Raw genomic sequence first — 21569 nt, forward strand, 5'->3', positions numbered from 1 at the left:
TCCCGTTGGGCGAGGAATGTGCCCCGGTTGGCCCTTCCGGGCCCCAACACCCGTGTGAACACGTTCAAAACGGCGCTACGGGGACGTATCGCGGCGGGGTCGCGGAGGTGTCGTACGAGCCCCTCGTGGAGCCTCCGAGGTGCCGGACAAGCAGGTCGGGGGCCATTGACAACGGAGTGACGGGGGAGTGGGTTCCCACTCGCGGACATGACATGGATCACGCGAGTCGCGGAGGATAACACACCCCCTGGAGAAGCTTGTGAAGGGGCGCACGAGCGACCCCCCTGACCCGGGTGGATACTCGATGGCATGAGCACCACGGAGCGTCCCAGGATCCTCGTAGTAGGCGGTGGGTACGTAGGCCTGTACGCAGCTCGGCGCATCCTCAAGAAGATGCGCTACGGCGAGGCGACCGTCACGGTCGTCGACCCCCGGTCGTACATGACCTACCAGCCCTTCCTCCCCGAAACCGCCGCCGGCAACATCTCCCCGCGCCACGTCGTCGTCCCGCTGCGACGCGTGCTGCCGAAGGCGGAGGTGCTCACCGGCCGGGTCACCACCATCGACCAGGACCGCAAGGTCGCGACGATCGCCCCGCTCGTCGGCGAGGCGTACGAGCTGCCCTTCGACTACCTGGTGATCGCGCTCGGCGCCGTCTCCCGCACCTTCCCGATCCCCGGCCTCGCCGAACAGGGCATCGGCATGAAGGGCGTCGAGGAGGCCATCGGCCTGCGCAACCACGTCCTCGAACAACTCGACAAGGCCGACTCCACGACCGACGAGGAGATCCGCCGCAAGGCCCTCACCTTCGTCTTCATCGGCGGTGGCTTCGCGGGTGCGGAGACCATCGGCGAGGTCGAGGACCTGGCCCGGGACGCCGCCAAGTACTACAAGACGGTCTCCCGCGAGGACATGCGCTTCGTCCTCGTCGACGCCGCCGACAAGATCCTCCCCGAGGTCGGCCCCAAGCTCGGCCTCTACGGCAAGGAGCACCTGGAGAGCCGCGGCGTCGAGATCTACCTCTCGACCTCGATGGACTCCTGCGTCGACGGCCACGTCGTCCTGAAGAACGGCCTTGAGGTCGACTCCAACACGATCGTGTGGACGGCCGGCGTCAAGCCGAACCCCGTCCTCGCGCGCTACGGCCTGCCCCTCGGTCCCCGCGGTCACGTCGACACGTCCGAGAAGCTCCAGGTCCAGGGCACCGACTACATCTGGGCCGCCGGCGACAACGCCCAGGTCCCGGACGTCGCCGCCCGCAAGGCCGGCGTCGAGAACGCCTGGTGCCCGCCGAACGCGCAGCACGCTCTGCGTCAGGCCAAGGTCCTCGGCGACAACGTGGTCTCCGGCATGCGGGGCTTCCCGCAGAAGACCTACTCCCACGCGAACAAGGGCGCCGTCGCGGGTCTCGGCCTGCACAAGGGCGTCGCGATGATCGTCATGGGCAAGATGAAGATCAAGGTGCGCGGGCGGCTCGCCTGGTACATGCACCGCGGGTACCACGGCATGGCCATGCCGACCTGGAACCGCAAGATCCGCGTCTTCGCCGACTGGACGCTGGGGATGTTCCTCAAGCGAGAGGTCGTCGCCCTCGGTGCGCTGGAGACTCCTCGCGAGGAGTTCTACGAGGCCGCCAAGCCGGCGCCCGCCGTCGCCGCTCCGAAGACCGAGGCCAAGGCTTCTTGAGAGGTGGGGAGTTGAGGGCGGGAGCCTTCGATTTCCCTGCCTCCCGGAGGAGTTGCCGTATCTGATCCACCCGAAGGGGTCGTCCGCCATCCGTGGTGCGGGCGGCCCCTTCGGCGTGGGTGTGCGTGGGTGTGCCGGGCCCGGCTGAGTACAAACGCTCATGCGGGGACGGTGGATGTGGGGGTTGGATGGGGGTGCGGGCCCTCGGGGGCCGGTTGTCGGTGCCGGTGGTTAGAGTTGAATGAGTGATCCGTACGGGGAGGGTGACGGAATGTTGATGGAGGGCGGGTTGAACTCGGCGGCCGCCGCGCAGCACGCGGTTCAGGCCCAGGCCGGCTTGGCCGCGGAGTACGCGTCGTTCACAGGTTTCCGGACGCGCATAGACGAACTGATCAAGACCCTCAAGGGGTCCTCCGCGGGCCCCACCGAACTCGGCCAGGACCAACTCGTCCGCCACCAGTTCGGCGGGGGGAACGAGGGGTGGGGCGAGGCTGCCGGGCTCTTCACCGCGTACGAGACGGTCATCAGCGAACTGGAGAAGCTCTCCAAGGTCCTCTCCGACTGCATGGAGGGCATGGGCATCGCCGTCCTCGCCTCCCACAAGGGGTACGAGAACATCGACCTCGACGTCCGCCGGCGGATGGCCGCGATCAGCGCCGAGGCGACGAAGGAGTACGGCGGGGTCTACACCCCGAGCGTGCCGGGACAGCAGCCCAAACCGAAGCCCGCGCCGGCGGAGGGCACGGGTGGCGGGGGGATCTGATGCGTGACGCGGAGAGTTCCGGGGGGACGTTCTTCGACGGCATGAGTCACGAGCAGATGCTGGCGTGGCTGGACCAGGCGGACGCGGGGGTGGTGTCGGGTGCCGCCGAGCGGTTGAAGTCGGCGGCCGGCGAGATCGAGAAGATCGCCAAGGAGCTGGGGGTCCGGCCGCAGCGGGTGTCCTGGAAGGGGGACGGCGCCGACGCGTTCCGTACCTGGGCCGCCGATCTCGCGGGGGCGACGCTGCGGTTGAGTGACTTCAGCCGTGAGTCCGGGGTCTGGCTGGGGCATGCGTCCGACTCCATCGCCCTGGCGCAGGCGTCCATCCCTCGTGATGTGCCTGGGGCGACGGCCAACCTTGCTGCCGCGCGGGCGGCTCACAATGATCCTGATGCTGCGGGGATCGCGTCGAAGTCGTCCGGTGAGTTGGCGGCTTTGAAGGCGGATCGGGAGAAGGTGCGGTTGGAGGCGGCTGCGCAGATGACGAAGTTGGCGCAGTCGTATGCGTGGTCGGCTGCGCGGATGAATGCGTTGGAGAGGCCGAAGCTGCCTCCGCCGCCAGAGGCGTTCATACCCGATGATGTGACAAAACGTGATGGTTCGAAGAGCATGGCTAGGTCGGATGCTTCCAGCGGCGTGAACTCGTCCGCTGGAGGGAGCACTGCGGTCGGCAACTCGGCCGTTTCGAGCAGCAGTTCTCTTCCGCGTCATGCTTCAGGTGTCTCCCCGGCCCAGGTGCACATCCCTGAGGAGACGCCGACTCCCGTGCGGACAGCCGTCGACTCGGTCGGTACCTTGCCGGTACCGACCCCGGCGGAGACCCCAAGAGTTCCTGTCGACCCCAGTTCGACAAGGGGTACGACGCAACCAGGCTCCGTCCCTCCCCTGCTCGGCGGCGGGCAGACCTCGCCCGTCAACCCGGTGGCACAAGGGCGGGCACTTGGTACGGGCAGGGTGCCGATGATCCTGCCCGGTCAGGGAACTGGGACGGCAACGCCTGTGGGCCGTGTTCCGGACGTCACTGGTGGCAACGGCGTCATCGGGGGTCGCCCGGTTCTCCCTTCCGAGGGCAGGCAGGCCGGAGCCATTCCGCGTGGCACGGTCGTCGGCGGGGAGGGTTCACCGACCCGCGGTCCTATGGGACCGATGGGACAGACCACCGGTCCGGCGACCCCTGTCGGCCGAGCGACGTCCACCCCCGGTGCGACTTCCGGCGCTCGCCCCGTGTCTCCGTCCGGTGTCGTCGGGGGACGCTCGACACCCAACCCCGGTGTAGTGGGCGGTAATGCGCCGCAGCGGCCAGGACGTGTCCCCGGCTCCGGAGCAATCGGCGCCCGCCCTTCGGCCGGAACAGGATCACGGAACGCGATCACGGGTGCTACGACCGTCCCGTCCCGCTCCGACGAAGGACATGGTGCGGCGGGGGTCGCGTCGCGCTCGTCCCAGGCGGCACCTTCGACGGCTGCGAGAAACGGAAGCAACCGACCGTACGGTGTGACCGAGGACGAGGAAACATGGCGGCGGAATCGTCGTCCGACGGTGCCGCCGGTCGTCGACTGACATGTCGCGGGATTAGGGAGAGCGAAGCTCATGCGCTTCAGTGCTGGTCGACGCCGGGCTCGTCGCGCTGCCGCAGCGGCGGCTCTGGGTCTGCTGCTGGTGGGCGCTGCGGGAACTCCAGCGGTGAGTGCCGGGTCGACTCGTGGACAGCAGTGGTTCCTGGACCGGATGCAGGCCGACACGATGTGGAAGACGAGCACCGGTAAGGGCATCACCGTCGCGGTCATCGACACCGGTGTGGATTCCGCCAATCCTGACCTCGCAGGGCGCGTCCTGTCGGGCAAGAACTTCGCCACGGATCAACCCGGTGACGAGCGTACGGACTATGACGGCCATGGCACAGGCATGGCGGGTCTGATTGCGGGAACCGGCGCATACGACGGTGGAAACGGTGCGTTCGGCCTGGCTCCCGGAGTGAAGATCCTCCCTGTCCGTATGCCCAAGAGCGGTCAAGCGGCCAATCTGGCTGAGGGAAACCGACGGTTCAACGAGGTCCTCCCCGGAGCGATTCGCTACGCGGTAGACGCAGGGGCGAAGGTCATCAATATCTCCCTGGGACAGACCGGCGACTCTTCAGGCGTGAGGGAGGCCGTGAAGTACGCCCTGGGAAAAGGGGCGTTGATCTTCGCGGCTGTCGGAAACAGCGGGAACGGCGGCAACCAGCCTGAATATCCAGCAGCCACCCCGGGAGTGGTCGGGGTTGCGGCGGTGGGCAAGGACCTTCGGCGGACAGCGGAGTCCCAGTACGGCCCTCAGGTCGACATGGCAGCCCCCGGCGAAGACATGGTCCACGCCTGTGGTGGAGAAACCGGTCTCTGCAGGAGCCACGGCACAAGCGACGCCACCGCCCTCGCCTCCGCCAGCGCCGCCCTCATCTGGTCCGCCCACCCCACCTGGACCAACAACCAGATCCTCCGCGTCATGCTGAACACGATCGGCGGCCCCACCGACGGAGCGAAGCGCAACGACGCCATCGGCTACGGCATCGTCCGCCCCCGCATCGCGCTCAAAACCCCCGGCGACCCAGGCCCCGCCGATGTCTACCCCCTCCCCGACCTCGCAGCAGCCGAGAAGGTAGCGTCACCCACACCTTCGGTGAAAGAGAGCGAACCCGCGAAAACGGCCACCGCCGCCAAGGACGACGACGGCACCCCCTGGCTCGGCCTCGGCGCCGGCGCCTTGGTGTTGGCCGGCGTGGCCGCAGCAGCCGTCGTCCGAAAGCGCCGCACCCCCGTCCAGCAACCCCCCGCACCTCACCAGGGCTTCGGCCCACCCCCCACCATGCCGGGCAGCATCCCCCCACCCCCGCACCAGCCCCCCGGCGCCCCCTGACCCGGCCCCTCCCCAAACCCTCCACACCTCACCCCTCATCTCATCCGAAACACATACCCCTGTTTCTCTTACCAAGTTGCTACCTTGGCCCGGAGATCGGTGACGCACGGCCGCGTGACTGCTGCCGGCCGCGCGCCGCACACGGGGAAGGTGACTGTCGATGGCCTGGGACGAGCGGGGGCAGCGCAAGGCGGCTGCGTCAGAGCGCCAAGACGGTTCGGGGGGCCTGGACCTCGGCATGGACCCGGACGGCCGGCAGGTCACGATGCCGGGTGCGTACGGCGTCCCGAGGGTCCCGCAGAAAGACCTCACGGCGATCGGCGCCTGCGTGCACACCTTGTCCAACGACCTGTACGCGTTGCCGCTCCGCCGACCGAGGGGTGACGCCTCGTGAAATTCGACGCCCTGTACCACGCCAACTTTGCCCTGCTCTCCGAGGCGGTCACCGACTGGGGGACGCTCGTCACGAACCTGGAGCAGCTCCAGAAGGAGGCTGAGACGGGCCTGCACCAGGCCGCCAACAGGGCCAACTGGGCTGGTGTGAACCACCAGGTCAGCAAGGAGTTCATCGGCAAGACGGCCGGCGAGTTTGCTGACGCGCACACCCAGGCGAACAGCATCTACCGGATCCTCGACGACACGCTCGGCGAACTGAAGGGATTCCACCGGCAGTTGGCGACAGCTGTCGAAGGAGCCCGCGCGAAGGGGTTCAGCGTCCTTCCCCAAGGCGACGGTTTCATGGTGACGTTGACGGCCCGCCCCCGGGACCCCGCCGGCAACGAGCCCGACCGCACGGCCGAGCTGACCGCCGTCCGCGACGACATCCAGAAGATCCTCAACCAGGCGTCCACGAGCGACAGTTCGGCGGCGACCGTCCTCAAGGCCCTCTCCGACCAGAGTGAACTGGGCTTCTCCGGTGCCGATTACAAGGACCGGGACTCCGCAGCCGCGGCCGTCAAGGAGGCCGACGACCTCGCGCGGCTGGCGCGGAAGGACCCCCACGACCTCACGGTCAAGGAGTTTGATCAACTCAACGCGGGTTTCAAGAAGTTCGGCGCCGACCCGCTGTTCGCCGAACGGTTCGCCACGGGGCTCGGGCCGCAGAAGACCCTGGAGTTCTGGTCCGGCCTCACCGACGGCCGCAACTACGACCTCGTCGGCGAACGACGCGAGCAGCTCGACGACCTTCAGCGCGGCCTGAGCCTCACCCTCGCCGGTGCCTCACAGAGCGACTCCGCCGCGATGAGCGCCTGGAAGGACGACATGACCGGGCTCGGCGCGAAGCGGATCGGGGGTGACAGCGGACCCATGGGTTTCCAGGTCATGAGCAACCTCATGCGGGCCGGGGACTACGACGACAAGTTCCTCACGGATTACGGCACCCGCATGATGGCCACGGAGAGAGAACTCACCGCCAACGGCCAACACCCCAACCGCTTCTGGCAGTTCGGCGGCGGCATCGGCACCTACCAACGCCTCAACTTCCTCGGCGACGACTCCGGCGCCGACCCCCTCACCGGCTACATGCGCGCCCTCTCCAACAGCCCCGACGCCGCCACCACCTTCTTCAACGACCCCTACATCACCAAAGACGACCCCAACAACCCCTTCCTCCGCGACACCGACGGCAACGGCGCCAAAGGCAAAGTCCCCCTCTCCAACTTCCAGTACCTCTTCGAAGAACGAGACTGGCCCCAGGAAACCAGCCTCGAAGGCGACGACCTCGATACCGGGAAGAACTATTTGGCGATGGCGTTGGAAGCGGCGACCACGGGGCATCCGGCGGGGGAGATGCCTACCGTCGACACGCCCGCCCACAACCCTCAGCAAGCCAAACTGTTCGAGTCCATCGTCTCGTCGATCGCGGACAGCCCTGAAAGGCTCACGGACAACGGATATATGTCGGACAGTATCGGACAGATCACCTCTGAATATCTTCCCGATGTCAATCGGGCGATGACGGACGACGGTGACGGGGACACGGACAGGCTTTTCCCCGTCTCCGGGGCGTCCGCCACGCTTAATCACCGGGATGTGACAGCTTTGCTGATCTCTGTCGGTCAGAATCCGGAAGGGTACGCGGCGATCGAAGTGGCGAACAAGTCTTATATGGCAAGCCTGATGGACTATCACATGAATCCGGATCTCTCTTCTGAGAATCGATATTCTCAGGACACGCAGTTCACCATCGAACAGATTGCTCACGGATCGGGTGAGATCTCGGGGACGCTCGCCATTGGGCGGCAAGAGGCCATCGCCGGTCCGGCCGATGAAGACGACAAAGCTTATGAGCATTCCATCGCCCAATGGAAGAACACCGCTTCGGGTGCGATCGGCACGGGCATCGGCGTCGGTGCCACGTTCATCGCGAGTCCAGTGGGTGGTGCGGTCGCCGGCGGTATCGCGGGATCTGTCAGCAGCTTGGTTCTCGAGGAACTGTTCCAGGATGCGGAAGGTCATGCGAAGGATGATGCGGGGGCTGCTATGGGAGAGAAGTGGGAGCTGGGTATGGACCAGAACGTGACTTACACGGAACGGGCGGCCGAACTCGCGGCCAAGGCACACAACCGAACCGATCTGCAAGATGGCAGCATCGACGAGAAGGTGCGTGTTGCTGCTCAAGAAGGTTTCAGGGCGGCGGGAGTGAACTCCCAGTTCATGGCACCACACCTGAAGACCGAAATCTGAAGCCGAGAGGAAAAGCTCGTGCCCCGCCTCCGAATTACTCGATCTTCGCGCTCTTTCAGATTTTCATCTTTCGTGGCCGCGGTTTTGGCTGGGACATTGATGATGTCGGCATGCTCGAATGGAAAAGGGGAACGCGAGAAGAGCTATACGATTCCCGGTGTCTTGTGTGAGATCAAGGTGGACCCTAAACTGATCGATCCGTTTTTGCCGGGAGGAGGCTCCCTTACGGTTAAGTCATCGAATCCCAACGGTGGGACAAAGCGGTGCGATGTGGCTGTTGACGGAAAGACCGTCGTCCGGGAGACCATGGCGTGGTGGGGTGACAGGGAGAGCGCCACCACAGTTGCTGTGGCATACGCGAATACAGAAGGCGGGGAGGTGACGGACGATGGGCGTTATCTGTATTCGGGCGTCGGTGCTGTCGGGAAGACTTCAGCGGCTTGTAAGTCCGAAGAGCATCCGGATCAGGACCTGTATGGAGTCGTCCAGGTATTTGCTGACGGTCGATCGGATTCGGAGGCTATGAAAAAGCTGATCGAGTCTTATGTTCAGGGACTTGAGACGTCCGCTGAATGCGGTTGATCAGCTTGTTCATGGCTGCCTGCTGGACACGGCGAACCCGTCGATCGCCATGTAGATCATCAAGCCGGCGAGGAGGACGAACAGGATGCGGGCCGCGACGAAGGCGGAGCCGGGGAGTTCCTCGCCCCGGGGGTTGAACCGGGCCCGCCAGGCGCGTACGCGGTCTGTCTTGACGCAGGCCATCAGCAGGAGCACTGCGGCCAGCACAAGCCCGAGGACGCTCAGTTGGTCGAGTGCGTTCATGCCGTTCTCTCCTGATGCCTGACGTCCTCGGGGGAACTCCGCCGTGGAGGGATCGTACTGGCCGGAACTGACAATTTGCTGGCGCTTGGTGGTTGTGGGGGACTGGAAGTGACGGCGTTGTGTGTTTACGTGGGTGACAGGGCGTTCCGGGATTGTTGTCACGGAGGTGGGTGCCATGCGTGGTGCCGCAGGGCGGCTGGTGGAGGCGTTGGGGCTGGTGGGGGGTGGGGCGGTGCCGGTGAGGGTCAGGGCCTGGGATGGAAGTGAGGCTGGGCCGGAGGGAGCGCCGGTGTTGGTGGTGCGGAATCGGCGGGCCGTGCGGAGGCTGGTGTTCAGGCCGGGGGAGCTGGGGTTGGCCAGGGCTTGGGTGGCGGGGGATCTGGAGGTGGAGGGGGATCTCTATGCCGCGCTGGAGGCGGTGTCGGGGATGGTCTGGGAGAAGAGGGACGGGACTCCGTCGCTCGCGCAGGCTCTGCGGCAGGCCTCGTTCCGCCGCGGAGTGCTCGCGCTCGTGAAGCTCGCCGGGCTGCCCCTGCCGCCCGCCCCGCCCGCGGAGGAGACGCGAAGGGTTCGGCACCGGCACACGCGGAGCACCGACCGTCAGGCGATCAGCCACCACTACGACGTCGGCAATGACTTCTACTCGCTCGTGCTCGGCCCCTCCATGGTCTACTCCTGCGCCTACTGGGACGAGGGCGCCTCCCTGGAGGACGCCCAGCGGGACAAGCTCGACCTCGTCTGCCGGAAGCTGGGGCTCCGAAAGGGGCAGCGCGTTCTCGACGTCGGCTGCGGCTGGGGCTCGTTCGCCATCCACGCCGCGCGCGAGTACGGCGCACAGGTCGTCGGCGTGACCCTCTCGCAGGAACAGGCCCTCCTCGCGCGCAAGCGGGTCGCCGAGGCCGGGCTGACCGAGTTCGTCGACATCCGCGTGCAGGACTACCGGGACGTGGACGACGGCCCCTACGACGCGATCTCCTCCATCGGCATGGCCGAACACGTGGGCGCCGAGAAGTACTTGGAGTACGCCCGGCAACTGCACCGGCTCCTCGCCCCCGGCGGACGGCTGCTCAACCACCAGATCGCGCGGCGGCCTCAGGGCGACGAAGACGCCTACCGTCTCGACTCGTTCATCGACGCCTACGTCTTCCCCGGCGGGGAACTCGCGCCGATCGGCACCACGGTCACACAGTTGGAGCGCGCCGGCTTCGAGGTGCGGGACGTCGAGTCGATCCGGGAGCACTACGCGCTGACGCTGCGCAGGTGGGTGGCGAACCTGGAGGACGAGTGGCAGCGGGCGGTCGGACTGGTCAGCCCCGGACGGGCGAGAGTCTGGCAGCTGTACATGGCCGCCTCAGCACTCGCCTTCGAGCGCAACCGCATCGGGGTCAACCAGGTGCTCGCGGTACGCACCCCGGATTCCGGCACTTCGGGACTGCCCCTGCGCTCACGCACCTGGTCCGGGTGACCACGGTCCTGCACAGAACATGAAGAACCGGGGCGGTCTCCACCCCCGTGGCAGAGACCGCCCCGACTCCCCTCCCCCTACTCCGCCTTGATCGCCCCCAGCATGTTCAACCGGGATGCCCGACGGGCCGGCCACAGGGCCGCGAGGATCCCCACCGTCCCCGCCAGCGCGAGGAAGACGGCGATACGCGCCCAGGGCAGGACGAGTTCGTACGTCGGCAGGCTGGGGCCGATCAGCTCACCCGCCGCCCAGCCGAAGAAGAGGCCGAGGCCGATCCCCAGGATCCCCCCGAACAACGAGATGACGAGGGACTCCAGCCGGACCATCCGCTTGATGCCCCGCCGGTCGAGACCGATCGCGCGGAGCATCCCGATCTCCTGGGACCGCTCGAAGACGGACATCGCGAGGGTGTTGACGACCCCGAGGACGGCGACAATGACGGCCATCGCCAGCAGCCCGTACAGCATGTTCAACAGCAGTGTGAAGAACTGCGCGATCCGGTTCGAGATGTCCTGCTTGCTCTGGACCTGGATCCCCGGGTTGTCCCCGAGCGCCTTGACCAGCCGGTCCTTCACCGCGGACGACGCCCCCTCGGCGGTCTTGACCATGACGCTCATGTCGGTCAGCTCGCTCTGGTGCGGCGCGAGCGTCGCGGCGTCGAGCAGGATGCCGTTCAGGAAGTCGGTGCCTTCGTAGACCCCGCCGACCGTGAGCCGCTGGCTCTTGCCGTCCTCGTAGTGGACGGTGAACTCCGACCCCGCCTGCCAGCCGTGCTCCTTCGCCGCCGCCTTGTCGACGACGACGCTCGTCCCGCCGACCGCGAAGCGGCCCTCCTCGATCTTCACGTTGATCAGCTTGCCGACCGTGGAGCCGTCCACCCCGGTCAGCGACTCGTGGTCACCGTCGATCCGGGAGGGGGAGTTGCGCATCGGGCTGGTCGCCTCGACGCCCGGCGTCTCCTTGAGCTTCTTCTCCACGTCCGGCGCGAGGTCGTTGCCGTTGACCATGGAGACGACGTAGTCCGCGCGGATCGAGTCGGACGCCATCTTCTCGATGGACCGCTGGAGGCTGCCGGCGATCACCGTCATGCCCGTGATCAGCGTGAGGCCGATCATCAGCGCGGACGCCGTCGCGGCGGTCCGGCGCGGATTGCGCACCGAGTTCTGGCGGGCCAGCTTCCCGGAGATCCCGAACCCGCGCAGCAGCGGCCCCGCCGCCGCGATCAGCGGCCGGGACAGCAGCGGCGTGAGGATGAAGACCCCGATGATCAGCAGGACCGCGCCGATGCCCATGGCGGTCTGCGCCTCGGTCCCCTTCATCGTCGTGGCCGTCAGGACCGTCCCCGCGCCCGCCGCCGAGATCAGCGCGCCGAGGGTGTTGCGGACGACGAGGGAGCGCGTCGTCGCCTTGGCGTGCAGGCTGCTCATGGCGGCGACCGGCGGGATCTTCGCGGCTCGGCGGCCCGGCAGCCACGCGGCGAGCATCGTGATGACGACGCCGACGGCCAGGGCCGACAGGATCGTCCCCGACGAGATGATCAGCGGGCCGTCCGGGATGATCGCGCCCGTCTGCTCCAGCAGCGTGCGCAGACCCGCGCCGATGCCGATGCCGACGGCCAGGCCGGTCACCCCGGCGACCACGCCGACGACGAACGCCTCGATCAGCACCGACCGCGTCACCTGGCGGCGGGAGGCGCCGACCGCGCGCAGCAGGGCCAGTTCCTTCGTGCGCTGTGCGACCAGCATGGTGAAGGTGTTGGCGATGATGAAGGTGCCGACGAAGAGGGCGATGCCGGCGAAGACCAGCAGGCCCTGCTTGAGGCCGCTCATCGACGCGGAGATCGTTTCCGCCTGGTCCGCGGCGAGCTGGTCGCTCGTCGTCGTCTCGGTCCTGTCCGCCGGGAGCGCCTTGTCGAGGGCCGCCTTCAGGGCCGCCTGCGAGACGCCGGCGGCGGCCTTGACGTCGATCTCGTCATACGTGCCGGTCTTGCCGAAGAGCTTCTGGGCCGTCGCCGTGTCGAAGAGGGTGAGGCTGCCGCCCGCCGCGACGTTGCCGTCCTTCGTCGTGAAGATGCCGGAGATCTTCGGGGTCAGGACGGGGCCGTCGACGGAGATCCGGACGGTGTCGCCGACCTGGTAGCCGGCGCGTTTCGCGGTCTCGGCGTCCATCGCGATCTCGTCCGGCCCCACCGGAGGCTTGCCGCCGACCAGCGGGTAGCGGGCGTCCTCGGTGCCCCAGTAGTTGCCGCCCTGGGAGGCGAAGCCGTTGCCGATCAGCTTGCCGTCCTTGTCGGCGATGGCGGCGAAGCCGGTCACCACGCCGGTCGCGGAGGCGGCGCCGTCCACCGAGGCGGCTCGCTTCAGCAGGGCGTCGGTCAGCTCGGGGGTCTTGGTGACCTCGTCCGCCTTGAACTTCTGGGCTCGGGCCTGGACGGCGACGTCGACCTGGTCGAAGCCCTTCGCGGAGCTGTTCTCCAGGGCGTTGGACAGGGTGTTGGTGAAGACGAGGGTCCCGGAGACGAAGGCGACGCCCAGCATGACCGCGAGGACGGTCATCAGGAGGCGGGCCTTGTGCGCGAGGACGTTGCGCAGGGCTGTGCGGAACATCAGCTGGTACGGCCCTTCGCGTCGAACTGCTTCATGAGGTCCAGGACCGCGTCGGCCGTCGGCTCGTACATCTCGTCGACCACCCTGCCGTCGGCCAGGAAGATCACGCGGTCCGCGTAGGACGCGGCGACCGGGTCGTGCGTCACCATCACGACCGTCTGGCCGAGCTCCCGGACGGAGTTGCGCAGGAAGCCCAGGACCTCGGCGCCGGAGCGGGAGTCGAGGTTCCCGGTCGGCTCGTCGCCGAAGACGATGTCGGGACGGGAGGCGAGCGCGCGGGCCACGGCGACGCGCTGCTGCTGGCCGCCGGAGAGCTGGGACGGGCGGTGGCTGAGACGCCCCGACAGACCGACCATCGAGATGACCGTTTCCAGCCACTGCTTGTCGGGCTTTCGGCCTGCGATGTCCATCGGCAGCGTGATGTTCTCCAGTGCCGTCAGCGTCGGGAGCAGGTTGAACGCCTGGAAGATGAAGCCGATCTTGTCCCGCCGGAGCTTCGTGAGCTGCTTGTCCTTCAGTGAGCCCAGTTCGGTGTCGCCGATGCGGACCGAACCGGAGGAGAACGTGTCGAGGCCGGCGACGCAGTGCATGAGCGTCGACTTGCCGGAGCCCGAGGGGCCCATGATCGCGGTGAACTGGGCCTGCTGGAAGTCCACGGAGACGCGGTCCAGGGCGACCACCCGGGTTTCGCCCTGTCCGTAGATCTTCGAGAGATCCGTGGCTCGGGCGGCCACGGCGGCGGTCGGCCGAGCTGCGAGGGGGGTGGTGGTCACGGAAGGCGCTCCTGAGGACGGGGACTGGACTCGTCCATCGTCGGCGGCGCACCCCGTCGTTGTAGTCACTCTCCGGTGCGGGATCCAGCACCAGACTTCGGTGTGACTGAAGGCGGTGTTGTCATACCTGGGGATGACCCCCGACCCTGACCCCGGACCCTGACACCGGAGGTGACCACGGGAACACGGTGTGCGGTGGAGCGCTCCTGTCGAGAACCGGTGGGGCGCCCTCGTTCAGGCGGTGAAATTCCGTCATTCCCCGGACACGCGCGGTGATCGCCGGTCAGGCTACTGGCAAGTGCGGATGGCCTGTTCCGTGGTCTGATGCTCCCTCAGACATCAATAAAATAAGACAACATCGGTTCCCCCGGCCGCTGTTGGGAAAGGGCGTCCCGATAGGCTCGGGTCGCGACGACGCGGAGCCCTTGGCCAGCCCAGATGGTGGAATGCAGACACGGCGAGCTTAAACCTCGCTGCCCCGAAGCGGGCGTGCCGGTTCAAGTCCGGCTCTGGGCACCTCCGCCCCTTTTGTTGACCGTATGTCCCCTTTTGTTGACTGTGCCGCCCATCAAGGCGTCGGCGGCATCCTTCGCGGCCGTTGACACTGCTTGAAGGCGAGCGCAGACTCGTGTCCAGTCATCGGTGAAAAAAACTTCACCACGCGAACACTTCTCGCTCGAAGGGACGCTCGATGCGCACCACCGTCGGCATCATCGGCGCCGGCCCCGCCGGCCTCCTCCTCGCCCGGCTCCTGCACAACGCCGGCATCGACTCCGTCGTCCTGGAGAGCCACGACCGCGAGTACGTCGAGCACCGCCAGCGCGCCGGGATCCTGGAGCAGGGGACCGTGGACGTGCTGCGCGCGGCCGGGGCGGCGCAGCGGCTCGACAAGGAGGGCCTGCGGCACGACGGCATAGAGCTGCGCTACGCGCGCACGCGCCACCGCGTCGACTTCCCCGCCCTCACCGGCGGCAAGTCCGTCACCGTCTACGCCCAGACCGAGGTCTGCAAGGACCTCATAGCCCTCCAACTCGCCGACGGCGGACCGCTGTTGTTCGAGACGGAGGCCCTGGCCGTCGAGGACGCGGAAAGCGCGCGCCCGCGCGTGCGCTTCCGGCGCGGCGGCGTCGAGGAGACCCTGGAGTGCGACTACGTCGTCGGCTGCGACGGCTACTGGGGCGTCGCCCGGCGCGCGATCCCCGAGAAGCTCTCCCGCACCTTCGAGCGGACCTACCCCTACGGCTGGCTCGGCATCCTCGCGGACGTCCCGCCGTCCCACGACGAACTCGTCTACGCCCGCCACGACCGCGGCTTCGCCCTCCTGTCCATGCGCTCCCCCTCCGTCTCCCGCCTCTACCTCCAGGTCCCGGCCGGCACGGACGCGCAGAGCTGGACGGACGACGAGATCTGGGACGAACTCGACCGCCGCTTCGAGACGGACGACGACTGGACCCTCCAGCGCGGCCCCATCACCCAGAAGTCCGTCACCCCCATGCGCTCCTACGTCCACGAACCCATGCGCCACGGCCGCCTCTTCCTCGCCGGCGACGCCGCGCACATCGTCCCCCCGACCGGCGCGAAGGGACTCAACCTCGCGGTCGGCGACGTCGTCACGCTGGCGAAGGCCCTCACGCACGAGCAGGAGACCGGCTCCACCGACCTCCTCGACAACTACTCGGCGGACTGCCTGCGCCGCGTCTGGCAGGCGGAGCGTTTCTCCTACGACATGACGACGATGCTGCACCGCGCGCCGGACGCGGACCCCTTCGACGACCGCCTCGCCCTCGCGCGCCTGGAGCGGATCGCCGGGTCCCGCGCGGCGGGTGCGGAGCTGGCGGAGGGGTACACGGGGTTCCCGTACTAAGGACTCGATAAGCGGACGGTCTCCTCCCGGTTCCGGACGTGTCGCGACTTGGTCATGAATGGGTCCCGGCCGGTCAGGGAATCAAGAGGCCGCGTAGCGTGTTGGCGCAACCACGGCGGAGAAAGATCCTCCTTAAGAGCTAGGGCCAATCTTTTGCCGTTCCATTACTCTTGATGCCAAGGCCGCGCGAGGTGGCCATGGAGGAGTGAAATGAGGAGCAGAAACCCGGTCTTCTCGCGACGGGGCTTCAGCCGCGACAACGGCTACGCGGGCTTCAACGCCGCGCCGCAGGCCGGGGGACCCGCTGTCGCCACGCAGGCCAACCCGTATGCCCAGCAGGCGGGTAACCCCTACGCGACGAACCCGTACGCCCAGCAGACCCAGCAAGGCGCACCGCCGCAGACCGCATCCGGCGCGATGACGATGGACGACGTCGTCTCCCGCACCGCGATGACGCTCGGCACGGTCATCGTCACGGCCGTCCTCGCCTGGCTCCTGCTGCCGGTCGACACGGCCAACCTCAACAAGTCGTACGGCATCGCCATCGGTGCCGGTCTGATCGCGATGGTGCTGGCGCTCATCCAGTCCTTCAAGCAGCGTCCGGCGCCCGCGCTGATCCTGGCGTACGCGGCGTTCGAGGGCGTCTTCCTCGGCGTCATCTCGGCGACGGTGTCGACGTACATCTCGTCCGGCGTCGTCACGCAGGCGGTGCTCGGCACGATGGCCGTCTCGGCCGGTGTCCTCGTCGCCTACAAGGCCGGCTGGATCCGCGTCAACCGCCGGTTCTACGGCTTCGTGATGGCCGCCGCGCTCGGCTTCGTGCTGCTGATGGCGATCAACATGCTGTTCGCCGTCTTCGGCGGCGGTGACGGCCTCGGCTTCCGCAGCGGCGGTCTCGGCATCGTCTTCGGGATCATCGGCATCCTGCTCGGCGCGTGCTTCCTCGCGCTGGACTTCAAGCAGGTCGAGGACGGGATCGCGTACGGGGCGCCCCGCGAGGAGGCGTGGCTCGCGGCCTTCGGGCTCACCATGACCCTCGTCTGGATCTACATGGAGTTCCTGCGGCTCCTGGCGATCCTCCAGGGCGGGGACGACTAGTAGTCGCCGGTACCTGAGCGAGAGGGCCCCGCGGTTCACGCCGCGGGGCCCTCTCGCTGCTTCTCCGTGGGGTCAGCGGAGATTGCGCGCGGCCCTCCTCAGGTCGTACTCGTGGATGAGGGCTTTCGCGTGGCCGTACGCGAGGTTGTGTTCGTGGCGCAGCCAGCTGACCTTCTCCTCGAAGCGGAGAGCGGGGCCTTCGGCGACGGTGCGCAGCCAGTCGGAGACTTCACGGCCGGTGCAGTGGGGGATGCGGGCGAGCAGGTTGCGATGGGTCTCCTCGGAGAAGACTTGGGACATCGGCGCCTCCGGGGGCGATCGGGTGTAAGCCGGTCCTTCAAGTCACCGTGCCTGAGGGTTCGCCTGTTGGCAACAGTCCCGTCCCCGGGGAGTCGGTGGGGGGTGGTGGCGTAGTCTCGCGGGCGTGGTGGATACGACGCCGTTGTTGCGCGCGGTTGATTTGTTTGCGGATCGGTTGAGGGCGGCGCCGCAGTCTCGCCTCCAGAGAGGCGCTGCCGCTGAGGCTTTGCGGTTGGCCCAAGAGCTGTCCAGGTGGGCGCAGGAGGTGGAGGCGCCGGGGGCTGAGGCTCGGGTGATGCCTGACGCCGGGATGTTCGCCGTCGCCGATCAGATCACTGTCGCCGCGCATGATCTGGCTGTGGTGCTGCGGAGCGAGGGGGAGGTGGAGGAGGCGGTGCGGGTGGTGGAGGAGGCGCGGAAGAGGGCGGGGGTCTGAGCTTCGTTCGCGGCTGACCCGCCGTCGTGGCTGGTCGCGCAGTTCCCCGCGCCCCTGAAAGACTTGGGCTGGTCGCCGGTTGTAAGTGACCGTCGTCCCCGCGTCCCTGAAAGAGCGGGGGTGAGCGTCGGCTGCAAGCGTGCTCCCGGCCCCGGCCCAAAGAGCAAAAGCCTTGCCCTCGCCCCCAGTTGCAAGCCCTCTCCCCCCCTGCGGACCTCGGGAATCCCCCCCCGCCCGGCCCAGCCGTACCCCCGCCCCCTACAAGCTCGCTATCACCCTGTCCGCCAGGATGTACACCGTCTCCTCGCCGCACTCGAACGTCAGCGTGTAGGCGCCGGAGATGCCCGAGCCGCCCAGCAGGATCGGGGCGTGGCCGGCGGTCAGGGCCGAGGCCAGGCGTTCTGCCGTCTCCCGGTGGCCCGGGGTCATGCAGAGGGTCGTGCCGTCGGCGAAGACGTAGACGTCGAGGGTGCCGAGAGGGCCCGGGCGGACGTCCGTCAGCTCTACGCGGCCGGCGGCCAGGTCCTCCAGGGTGGTGACGGTTCGCTCGTGGTCGCCCATGACGGGGGACTGGACGGGGACGAAGTCGGGGTGGGAGGGGTGGCGGCGGCGGGCGGCGGCGAGTTCGGGGGAGTCACCCGAGGCGGACGTGGCGGTGAACTCGTCGGCGTCCAAGGGGATCTCACCCACCGGCTCCAGACCCGCGAAATCGCTCTGGCGGGGGAGGAACAGCTCGCTGTCGGGCAGCCCGAGGAGGGAGGGCGCGTCGGTGACGTCACGCGCCTCCTGGGCGGCCCAGAACGCGCGCGCCTCCGCCAGCTCCCGCTCCCGCTCCTCCGCGAGCGCCTCCGCGACGGCGGCGCGTATCCCGTCGGTGTCGGAGCTGCGCGCGGCGGGTACGAGACCGTGGGCGAGGGCGGTGTGGTTCTCCGCGAGCTGGGCGCTCAGCGCCTTCACCTGGCGGCGCAGCGCCAGCAAGGTGCGCAGGACGGCGACACCCACGGCGCCGGTGGCAGCCGTGGTGACCAGCAGGGCGATCGGCAAGGCGCTCACTGACGTACTCCCGGTTCAAAGTCGACCCCCGACTTCCTACCTCAGCTTGGCGGGCGGACTCTCCCCCTGTCAGTGCGTAACGTCACGAAACGGACAGGACTTTGGGCCCGGGGGGAGGGGGTGGAACGGCCCTGAGCTGGGGAATTGCGGTGGCCAGGGAGATAGGTCACATCCTGGGGGAGATTGGATCACAAATCGGCCCGGAGTTCGGGCGGTTCCCGCACTCCGGGCCGATCGGTGACTTCAGGTGCCGTGACGGCTACTCAGGGCTCAGCTGAGGCGCTCGATGACCATCGCCATGCCCTGCCCGCCGCCCACACACATCGTCTCCAGCCCGAACTGCTTGTCGTGGAACTGGAGGGAGTTGATCAGCGTGCCGGTGATCCGCGCACCGGTCATCCCGAAGGGGTGTCCGACGGCGATGGCGCCACCGTTCACGTTCAGCCGGTCCAGGTCGATGCCGAGGTCGCGGTAGGAGGGGATCACCTGCGCCGCGAACGCCTCGTTGATCTCGACGAGGTCGATGTCCCCGATCCCGAGCCCCGCCCGCTTCAGCGCCTGCTTGCTGGCCTCGACCGGCCCGAGCCCCATGATCTCGGGGGACAGCCCGGAAACCCCGGTGGAGACGATCCGTGCGAGCGGGGTGAGCCCCAGCTCGCGGGCCTTCGTGTCCGACATGATGACGACGGCGGCGGCACCGTCGTTCAGCGGGCAGCAGTTCCCGGCGGTGACGAGACCGTCCGGCCGGAACACCGGCTTCAGCCCCTCCACGCCCTCCATCGTCACGCCGGCGCGCGGACCGTCGTCCGTGGAGACGACCGTCCCGTCCGGCAGCGTCACCGGAGTGATCTCCCGCTCCCAGAAGCCCTTCTTGATCGCTTCCTCGGCGAGGTTCTGCGAGCGGACCCCGAACTCGTCCATGTCCCGCCGGGTCACGCCCTTCACCCGGGCCAGGTTCTCCGCCGTCTGCCCCATCGCGATGTACGGGTCCGGGACGAGGCCGTCCTCACGGGGGTCGTGCCAGCTGGACCCGGTCGACTGGGCGACCTCCGCCGTGCGCGCCATCGCCTCGTCGAAGAGGGGGTTGGTGGTGTCCGGCAGGCCGTCCGAGCTGCCCTTGCGGTACCGCGAGACCATCTCGACGCCGGCCGAGATGAAGACGTCCCCCTCGCCCGCCTTGATCGCGTGCAGGGCCATCCGGCTCGTCTGGAGGGACGACGAACAGTAACGAGTGATCGTGCACCCCGGCAGGTGGTCCATCCCCATCTGTACGGCCACGATCCGCCCCAGGTTGTACCCCTGCTCCCCGCCGGGCAGGCCGCATCCCAGCATCAGGTCGTCGATGTCCCGGGGGTCCAGTTCGGGCACCTTCGCCAGTGCGGCCTGGATGATCGTCGCGGTCAGGTCGTCCGGCCGCAGATCCTTCAGGGATCCCTTGTTGGCGCGGCCGATGGGAGAACGGGCGGTCGAGACGATCACGGCTTCAGGCATCACGGCTCCATTGGCGTACGGGATCAGCTGATGCTTGGAAGTTACCCGGCCGTATGGCCTCGGTCACGCGAGCGGAGGTGTGACCCTGGCCGCAATTGTCTAAGCGCTTGCTTTTCGCTTGTGGGTGCGGGGTGAGCGCCCGCCGGGTCGGGTGGTTTTGGTGTGTGGGTGGCTGCGGGTTTGTTGTGGCTGGTCGCGCAGTTCCCCGCGCCCCTAAGGAGGCGGCTGCGCCGCCATGGCCGCGTACTCGTGCTCAGGCTTCCTCGGTGCTGGGTATGCGCCCGCCGGGTCGGGTGGTTTTGGTGTGTGGGTGGCTGCGGGTTTGTTGTGGCTGGTCGCGCAGTTCCCCGCGCCCCTAAGAGGGCGGCTGCGCCGCCATCCCGCGCACCTGCACCCTCAAACGCCGGGCCCTCTTCCAATACGGCGCACCCGAACTCCACGAACGCCGGTTGAGTGCCCACCCACTCAGGCACCGTCTCCGGCCACCGGCCGCGAAGGAGCCGAAGGGGCGCGTCGGTGTCGAGGGCGCGGGCGCGCGGAGGCCCGAAGGGCTGAGCACGGTCGTGTCCTCGACACCGACTTAGGCGCCCCGTAGGCGAGAGAGCCAATGTCACAGCCCCGCGCGCCAGCCCGACAACCAACGCCCACAAAAACCAAACCCCTCAACGCGGCCCCCAAAAACCCCTACGCCTCCGGATCCCAATCCCGAAGCCGCTCAAAGACCTCCAACTCCCCGGCGATCTCCAACCCCTCCAACCCCACCCGGTTGTACATCCACAACACCACCGTCCCCGCAGCCTCCTCCACACCAGCAGTGGCCGGTGTCTCGTCGGGAACCCCCGCCCGAGCTCCCTCGTCGGACAGGGTGAGCCTCCACGTCTCCCCCTCCAGGGTTCGGAAGTCGAGGGTGGCCGGGGTGTGCGGCCAGGGGGAGGATGTGGCGCAGCAGGTCGTGAGGAACTCGTGCACGCCGTCCACGGCGATCCGGGAGTTCAGGGGCTCCGCCTTGCCCAGGGCGAGCTGAGCGTCGTACGTGTGGACCGCCAGTTCCTGGAGCTGGTGACGGGCCACGGCTCCCGCGGTCTGGGGGGACTGGGAATCGCCCCACCACGTCCAGCAGGGCCGGGGCCGGCGGTGCGCAGGGAGTCGAGGAGCAGTCGGGTCCCCTCTGCCAGCCACGTGGAGACGGCCTCGCGTTCCTCGGGCAGTACGTCGCTGACCTGCACAGGCCCGTCCGCGGGCCCGGCGGCGACGATCCGGGCCCACTTCCGGCGCCCCTGCCCGATGTGCTGGGCGAGATCGGCGAGGGTCCAGCCGGGGCAGGACGGCACAGGTGCGTCGAGGGAGGGGGCGGATTCGACGACGGAACGGAACGTGGCGGACTGCTCGTCGATCAGTCGCAGCAGCTCGGGGAAGCTCAAAGGCGTGTACACGCCATCTGTGTATCACCGGCACGCGGAAACCGGACAGCCGATTTCGGGGAGCCCCCTCAAGCCGCCCCCGCCGCCTGCGGCAACCTCCTCCGCCGCCGCTTCAGCAACGCCCAAGGCCCCCGAGGCCCCGTCGGCATCGCCGCCGTCACCTCCGTCCCCGCCTCCGCCGCCGCCTCCGCGGCCGCGCGGGCGACCGG

Annotated in this window: 20 protein-coding genes, 1 tRNA gene and 1 pseudogene; 11 read left to right on the top strand and 11 right to left on the bottom strand. The window is 68.1% G+C overall.

Going from position 1 to position 21569, the window contains the following annotated elements; translation table 11 throughout:
* Window positions 1-309: 309 nt before the first annotated feature.
* Window positions 310-1686, top strand: a complete 1377-nt coding sequence (locus ACVNF4_RS05985; RefSeq protein WP_461801609.1) for an NAD(P)/FAD-dependent oxidoreductase — start codon at window positions 310-312, stop codon at window positions 1684-1686.
* A 277-nt stretch (window positions 1687-1963) separates the two neighbouring features.
* Window positions 1964-2449, top strand: coding sequence for a hypothetical protein (locus ACVNF4_RS05990; protein WP_461801610.1), 486 nt, complete (start codon window positions 1964-1966; stop codon window positions 2447-2449).
* Window positions 2450-2495: 46 nt separating this feature from the next.
* Here ACVNF4_RS05990 and ACVNF4_RS05995 read toward each other — a convergent pair whose 3' ends face one another.
* Complete coding sequence (locus ACVNF4_RS05995) at window positions 2496-2753, bottom strand: hypothetical protein (RefSeq protein ID WP_461801611.1); 258 nt, start codon at window positions 2751-2753, stop codon at window positions 2496-2498.
* Window positions 2754-2825: 72 nt separating this feature from the next.
* Window positions 2826-3059, bottom strand: a complete 234-nt coding sequence (locus ACVNF4_RS06000) for a hypothetical protein (RefSeq protein WP_461801612.1) — start codon at window positions 3057-3059, stop codon at window positions 2826-2828.
* Window positions 3060-4038: 979 nt separating this feature from the next.
* Between ACVNF4_RS06000 and mycP the strand changes: the two genes are divergently transcribed.
* From mycP to ACVNF4_RS06020, 4 genes are all read left to right on the top strand, one after another.
* Window positions 4039-5340: a type VII secretion-associated serine protease mycosin gene (gene mycP, locus ACVNF4_RS06005; protein ID WP_461801613.1), complete on the top strand. Its 1302-nt coding sequence runs from the start codon at window positions 4039-4041 to the stop codon at window positions 5338-5340.
* A 160-nt stretch (window positions 5341-5500) separates the two neighbouring features.
* Window positions 5501-5734: a hypothetical protein gene (locus tag ACVNF4_RS06010; RefSeq protein ID WP_461801614.1), complete on the top strand. Its 234-nt coding sequence runs from the start codon at window positions 5501-5503 to the stop codon at window positions 5732-5734.
* Window positions 5731-8028, top strand: coding sequence for a hypothetical protein (locus tag ACVNF4_RS06015; RefSeq protein ID WP_461801615.1), 2298 nt, complete (start codon window positions 5731-5733; stop codon window positions 8026-8028). The genes ACVNF4_RS06010 and ACVNF4_RS06015 overlap by 4 nt, the downstream gene beginning before the upstream one ends.
* 72 nt (window positions 8029-8100) lie before the next feature.
* Window positions 8101-8610 (top strand): hypothetical protein, encoded by a 510-nt coding sequence (locus ACVNF4_RS06020; protein WP_461801616.1) that lies wholly within the window; start codon window positions 8101-8103, stop codon window positions 8608-8610.
* Between the two features lie 9 nt (window positions 8611-8619).
* Here the strand turns inward: ACVNF4_RS06020 and ACVNF4_RS06025 are convergent, their stop codons facing one another.
* Window positions 8620-8853: a hypothetical protein gene (locus tag ACVNF4_RS06025; RefSeq protein WP_461801617.1), complete on the bottom strand. Its 234-nt coding sequence runs from the start codon at window positions 8851-8853 to the stop codon at window positions 8620-8622.
* 175 nt (window positions 8854-9028) lie between these two features.
* Between ACVNF4_RS06025 and ACVNF4_RS06030 the strand changes: the two genes are divergently transcribed.
* A complete protein-coding gene (locus ACVNF4_RS06030; protein ID WP_461801618.1) occupies window positions 9029-10318 on the top strand; it encodes a class I SAM-dependent methyltransferase in 1290 nt (429 codons plus the stop codon).
* Window positions 10319-10395: 77 nt separating this feature from the next.
* Here the strand turns inward: ACVNF4_RS06030 and ACVNF4_RS06035 are convergent, their stop codons facing one another.
* The gene (locus ACVNF4_RS06035) at window positions 10396-12924 is read right to left on the bottom strand and encodes an ABC transporter permease (protein WP_461801619.1); all 2529 of its coding nucleotides are present in this window, start codon (window positions 12922-12924) and stop codon (window positions 10396-10398) included.
* Window positions 12924-13697 carry an ABC transporter ATP-binding protein gene (locus tag ACVNF4_RS06040; protein ID WP_461801620.1) on the bottom strand — a complete coding sequence of 258 codons (774 nt, stop codon included), beginning with the start codon at window positions 13695-13697 and terminating at the stop codon, window positions 12924-12926. The genes ACVNF4_RS06035 and ACVNF4_RS06040 overlap by 1 nt, the downstream gene beginning before the upstream one ends.
* Before the next feature lie 432 nt (window positions 13698-14129).
* On the opposite strand from ACVNF4_RS06040, the gene ACVNF4_RS06045 reads away from it, so the two are divergent.
* The 3 genes from ACVNF4_RS06045 (at window position 14130) to ACVNF4_RS06055 (ending at window position 16659) form a co-directional block, all read left to right on the top strand.
* Window positions 14130-14213 (top strand) — tRNA-Leu (locus ACVNF4_RS06045).
* A 175-nt stretch (window positions 14214-14388) separates the two neighbouring features.
* Window positions 14389-15561, top strand: a complete 1173-nt coding sequence (locus ACVNF4_RS06050) for a 4-hydroxybenzoate 3-monooxygenase (RefSeq protein ID WP_461801621.1) — start codon at window positions 14389-14391, stop codon at window positions 15559-15561.
* A gap of 210 nt (window positions 15562-15771) precedes the next feature.
* A complete protein-coding gene (locus ACVNF4_RS06055) occupies window positions 15772-16659 on the top strand; it encodes a Bax inhibitor-1/YccA family protein (RefSeq protein ID WP_461801622.1) in 888 nt (295 codons plus the stop codon).
* A gap of 72 nt (window positions 16660-16731) precedes the next feature.
* On the opposite strand, the gene ACVNF4_RS06060 is transcribed toward ACVNF4_RS06055, so the two are convergent.
* Window positions 16732-16959 carry a DUF4287 domain-containing protein gene (locus ACVNF4_RS06060; protein WP_461801623.1) on the bottom strand — a complete coding sequence of 76 codons (228 nt, stop codon included), beginning with the start codon at window positions 16957-16959 and terminating at the stop codon, window positions 16732-16734.
* Between the two features lie 124 nt (window positions 16960-17083).
* Here ACVNF4_RS06060 and ACVNF4_RS06065 point away from each other — a divergent pair, with 124 nt between their 5' ends.
* On the top strand, window positions 17084-17395 hold the full coding sequence (locus tag ACVNF4_RS06065) for a hypothetical protein (protein ID WP_461801624.1): 312 nt from the start codon (window positions 17084-17086) through the stop codon (window positions 17393-17395).
* Window positions 17396-17653: 258 nt separating this feature from the next.
* On the opposite strand, the gene ACVNF4_RS06070 is transcribed toward ACVNF4_RS06065, so the two are convergent.
* The 5 genes and pseudogenes from ACVNF4_RS06070 to ACVNF4_RS06090 all read right to left on the bottom strand — a co-directional run.
* The gene (locus ACVNF4_RS06070) at window positions 17654-18448 is read right to left on the bottom strand and encodes a hypothetical protein (RefSeq protein ID WP_461801625.1); all 795 of its coding nucleotides are present in this window, start codon (window positions 18446-18448) and stop codon (window positions 17654-17656) included.
* A 270-nt stretch (window positions 18449-18718) separates the two neighbouring features.
* Entirely contained in the window at window positions 18719-19939 is a 1221-nt protein-coding gene (locus ACVNF4_RS06075) for an acetyl-CoA C-acetyltransferase (protein WP_461801626.1), read from the bottom strand.
* A 684-nt stretch (window positions 19940-20623) separates the two neighbouring features.
* Complete coding sequence (locus ACVNF4_RS06080) at window positions 20624-21010, bottom strand: maleylpyruvate isomerase mycothiol-dependent enzyme family protein (RefSeq protein WP_461801627.1); 387 nt, start codon at window positions 21008-21010, stop codon at window positions 20624-20626.
* On the bottom strand, window positions 20932-21372 hold the full coding sequence (locus tag ACVNF4_RS06085; RefSeq protein ID WP_461801628.1) for a maleylpyruvate isomerase N-terminal domain-containing protein: 441 nt from the start codon (window positions 21370-21372) through the stop codon (window positions 20932-20934). The genes ACVNF4_RS06080 and ACVNF4_RS06085 overlap by 79 nt, the downstream gene beginning before the upstream one ends.
* 56 nt (window positions 21373-21428) lie before the next feature.
* Window positions 21429-21569 (bottom strand): annotated as a pseudogene (locus ACVNF4_RS06090) (SGNH/GDSL hydrolase family protein); the annotation flags it as partial.

Source organism: Streptomyces sp. S6 (genome assembly GCF_054880855.1).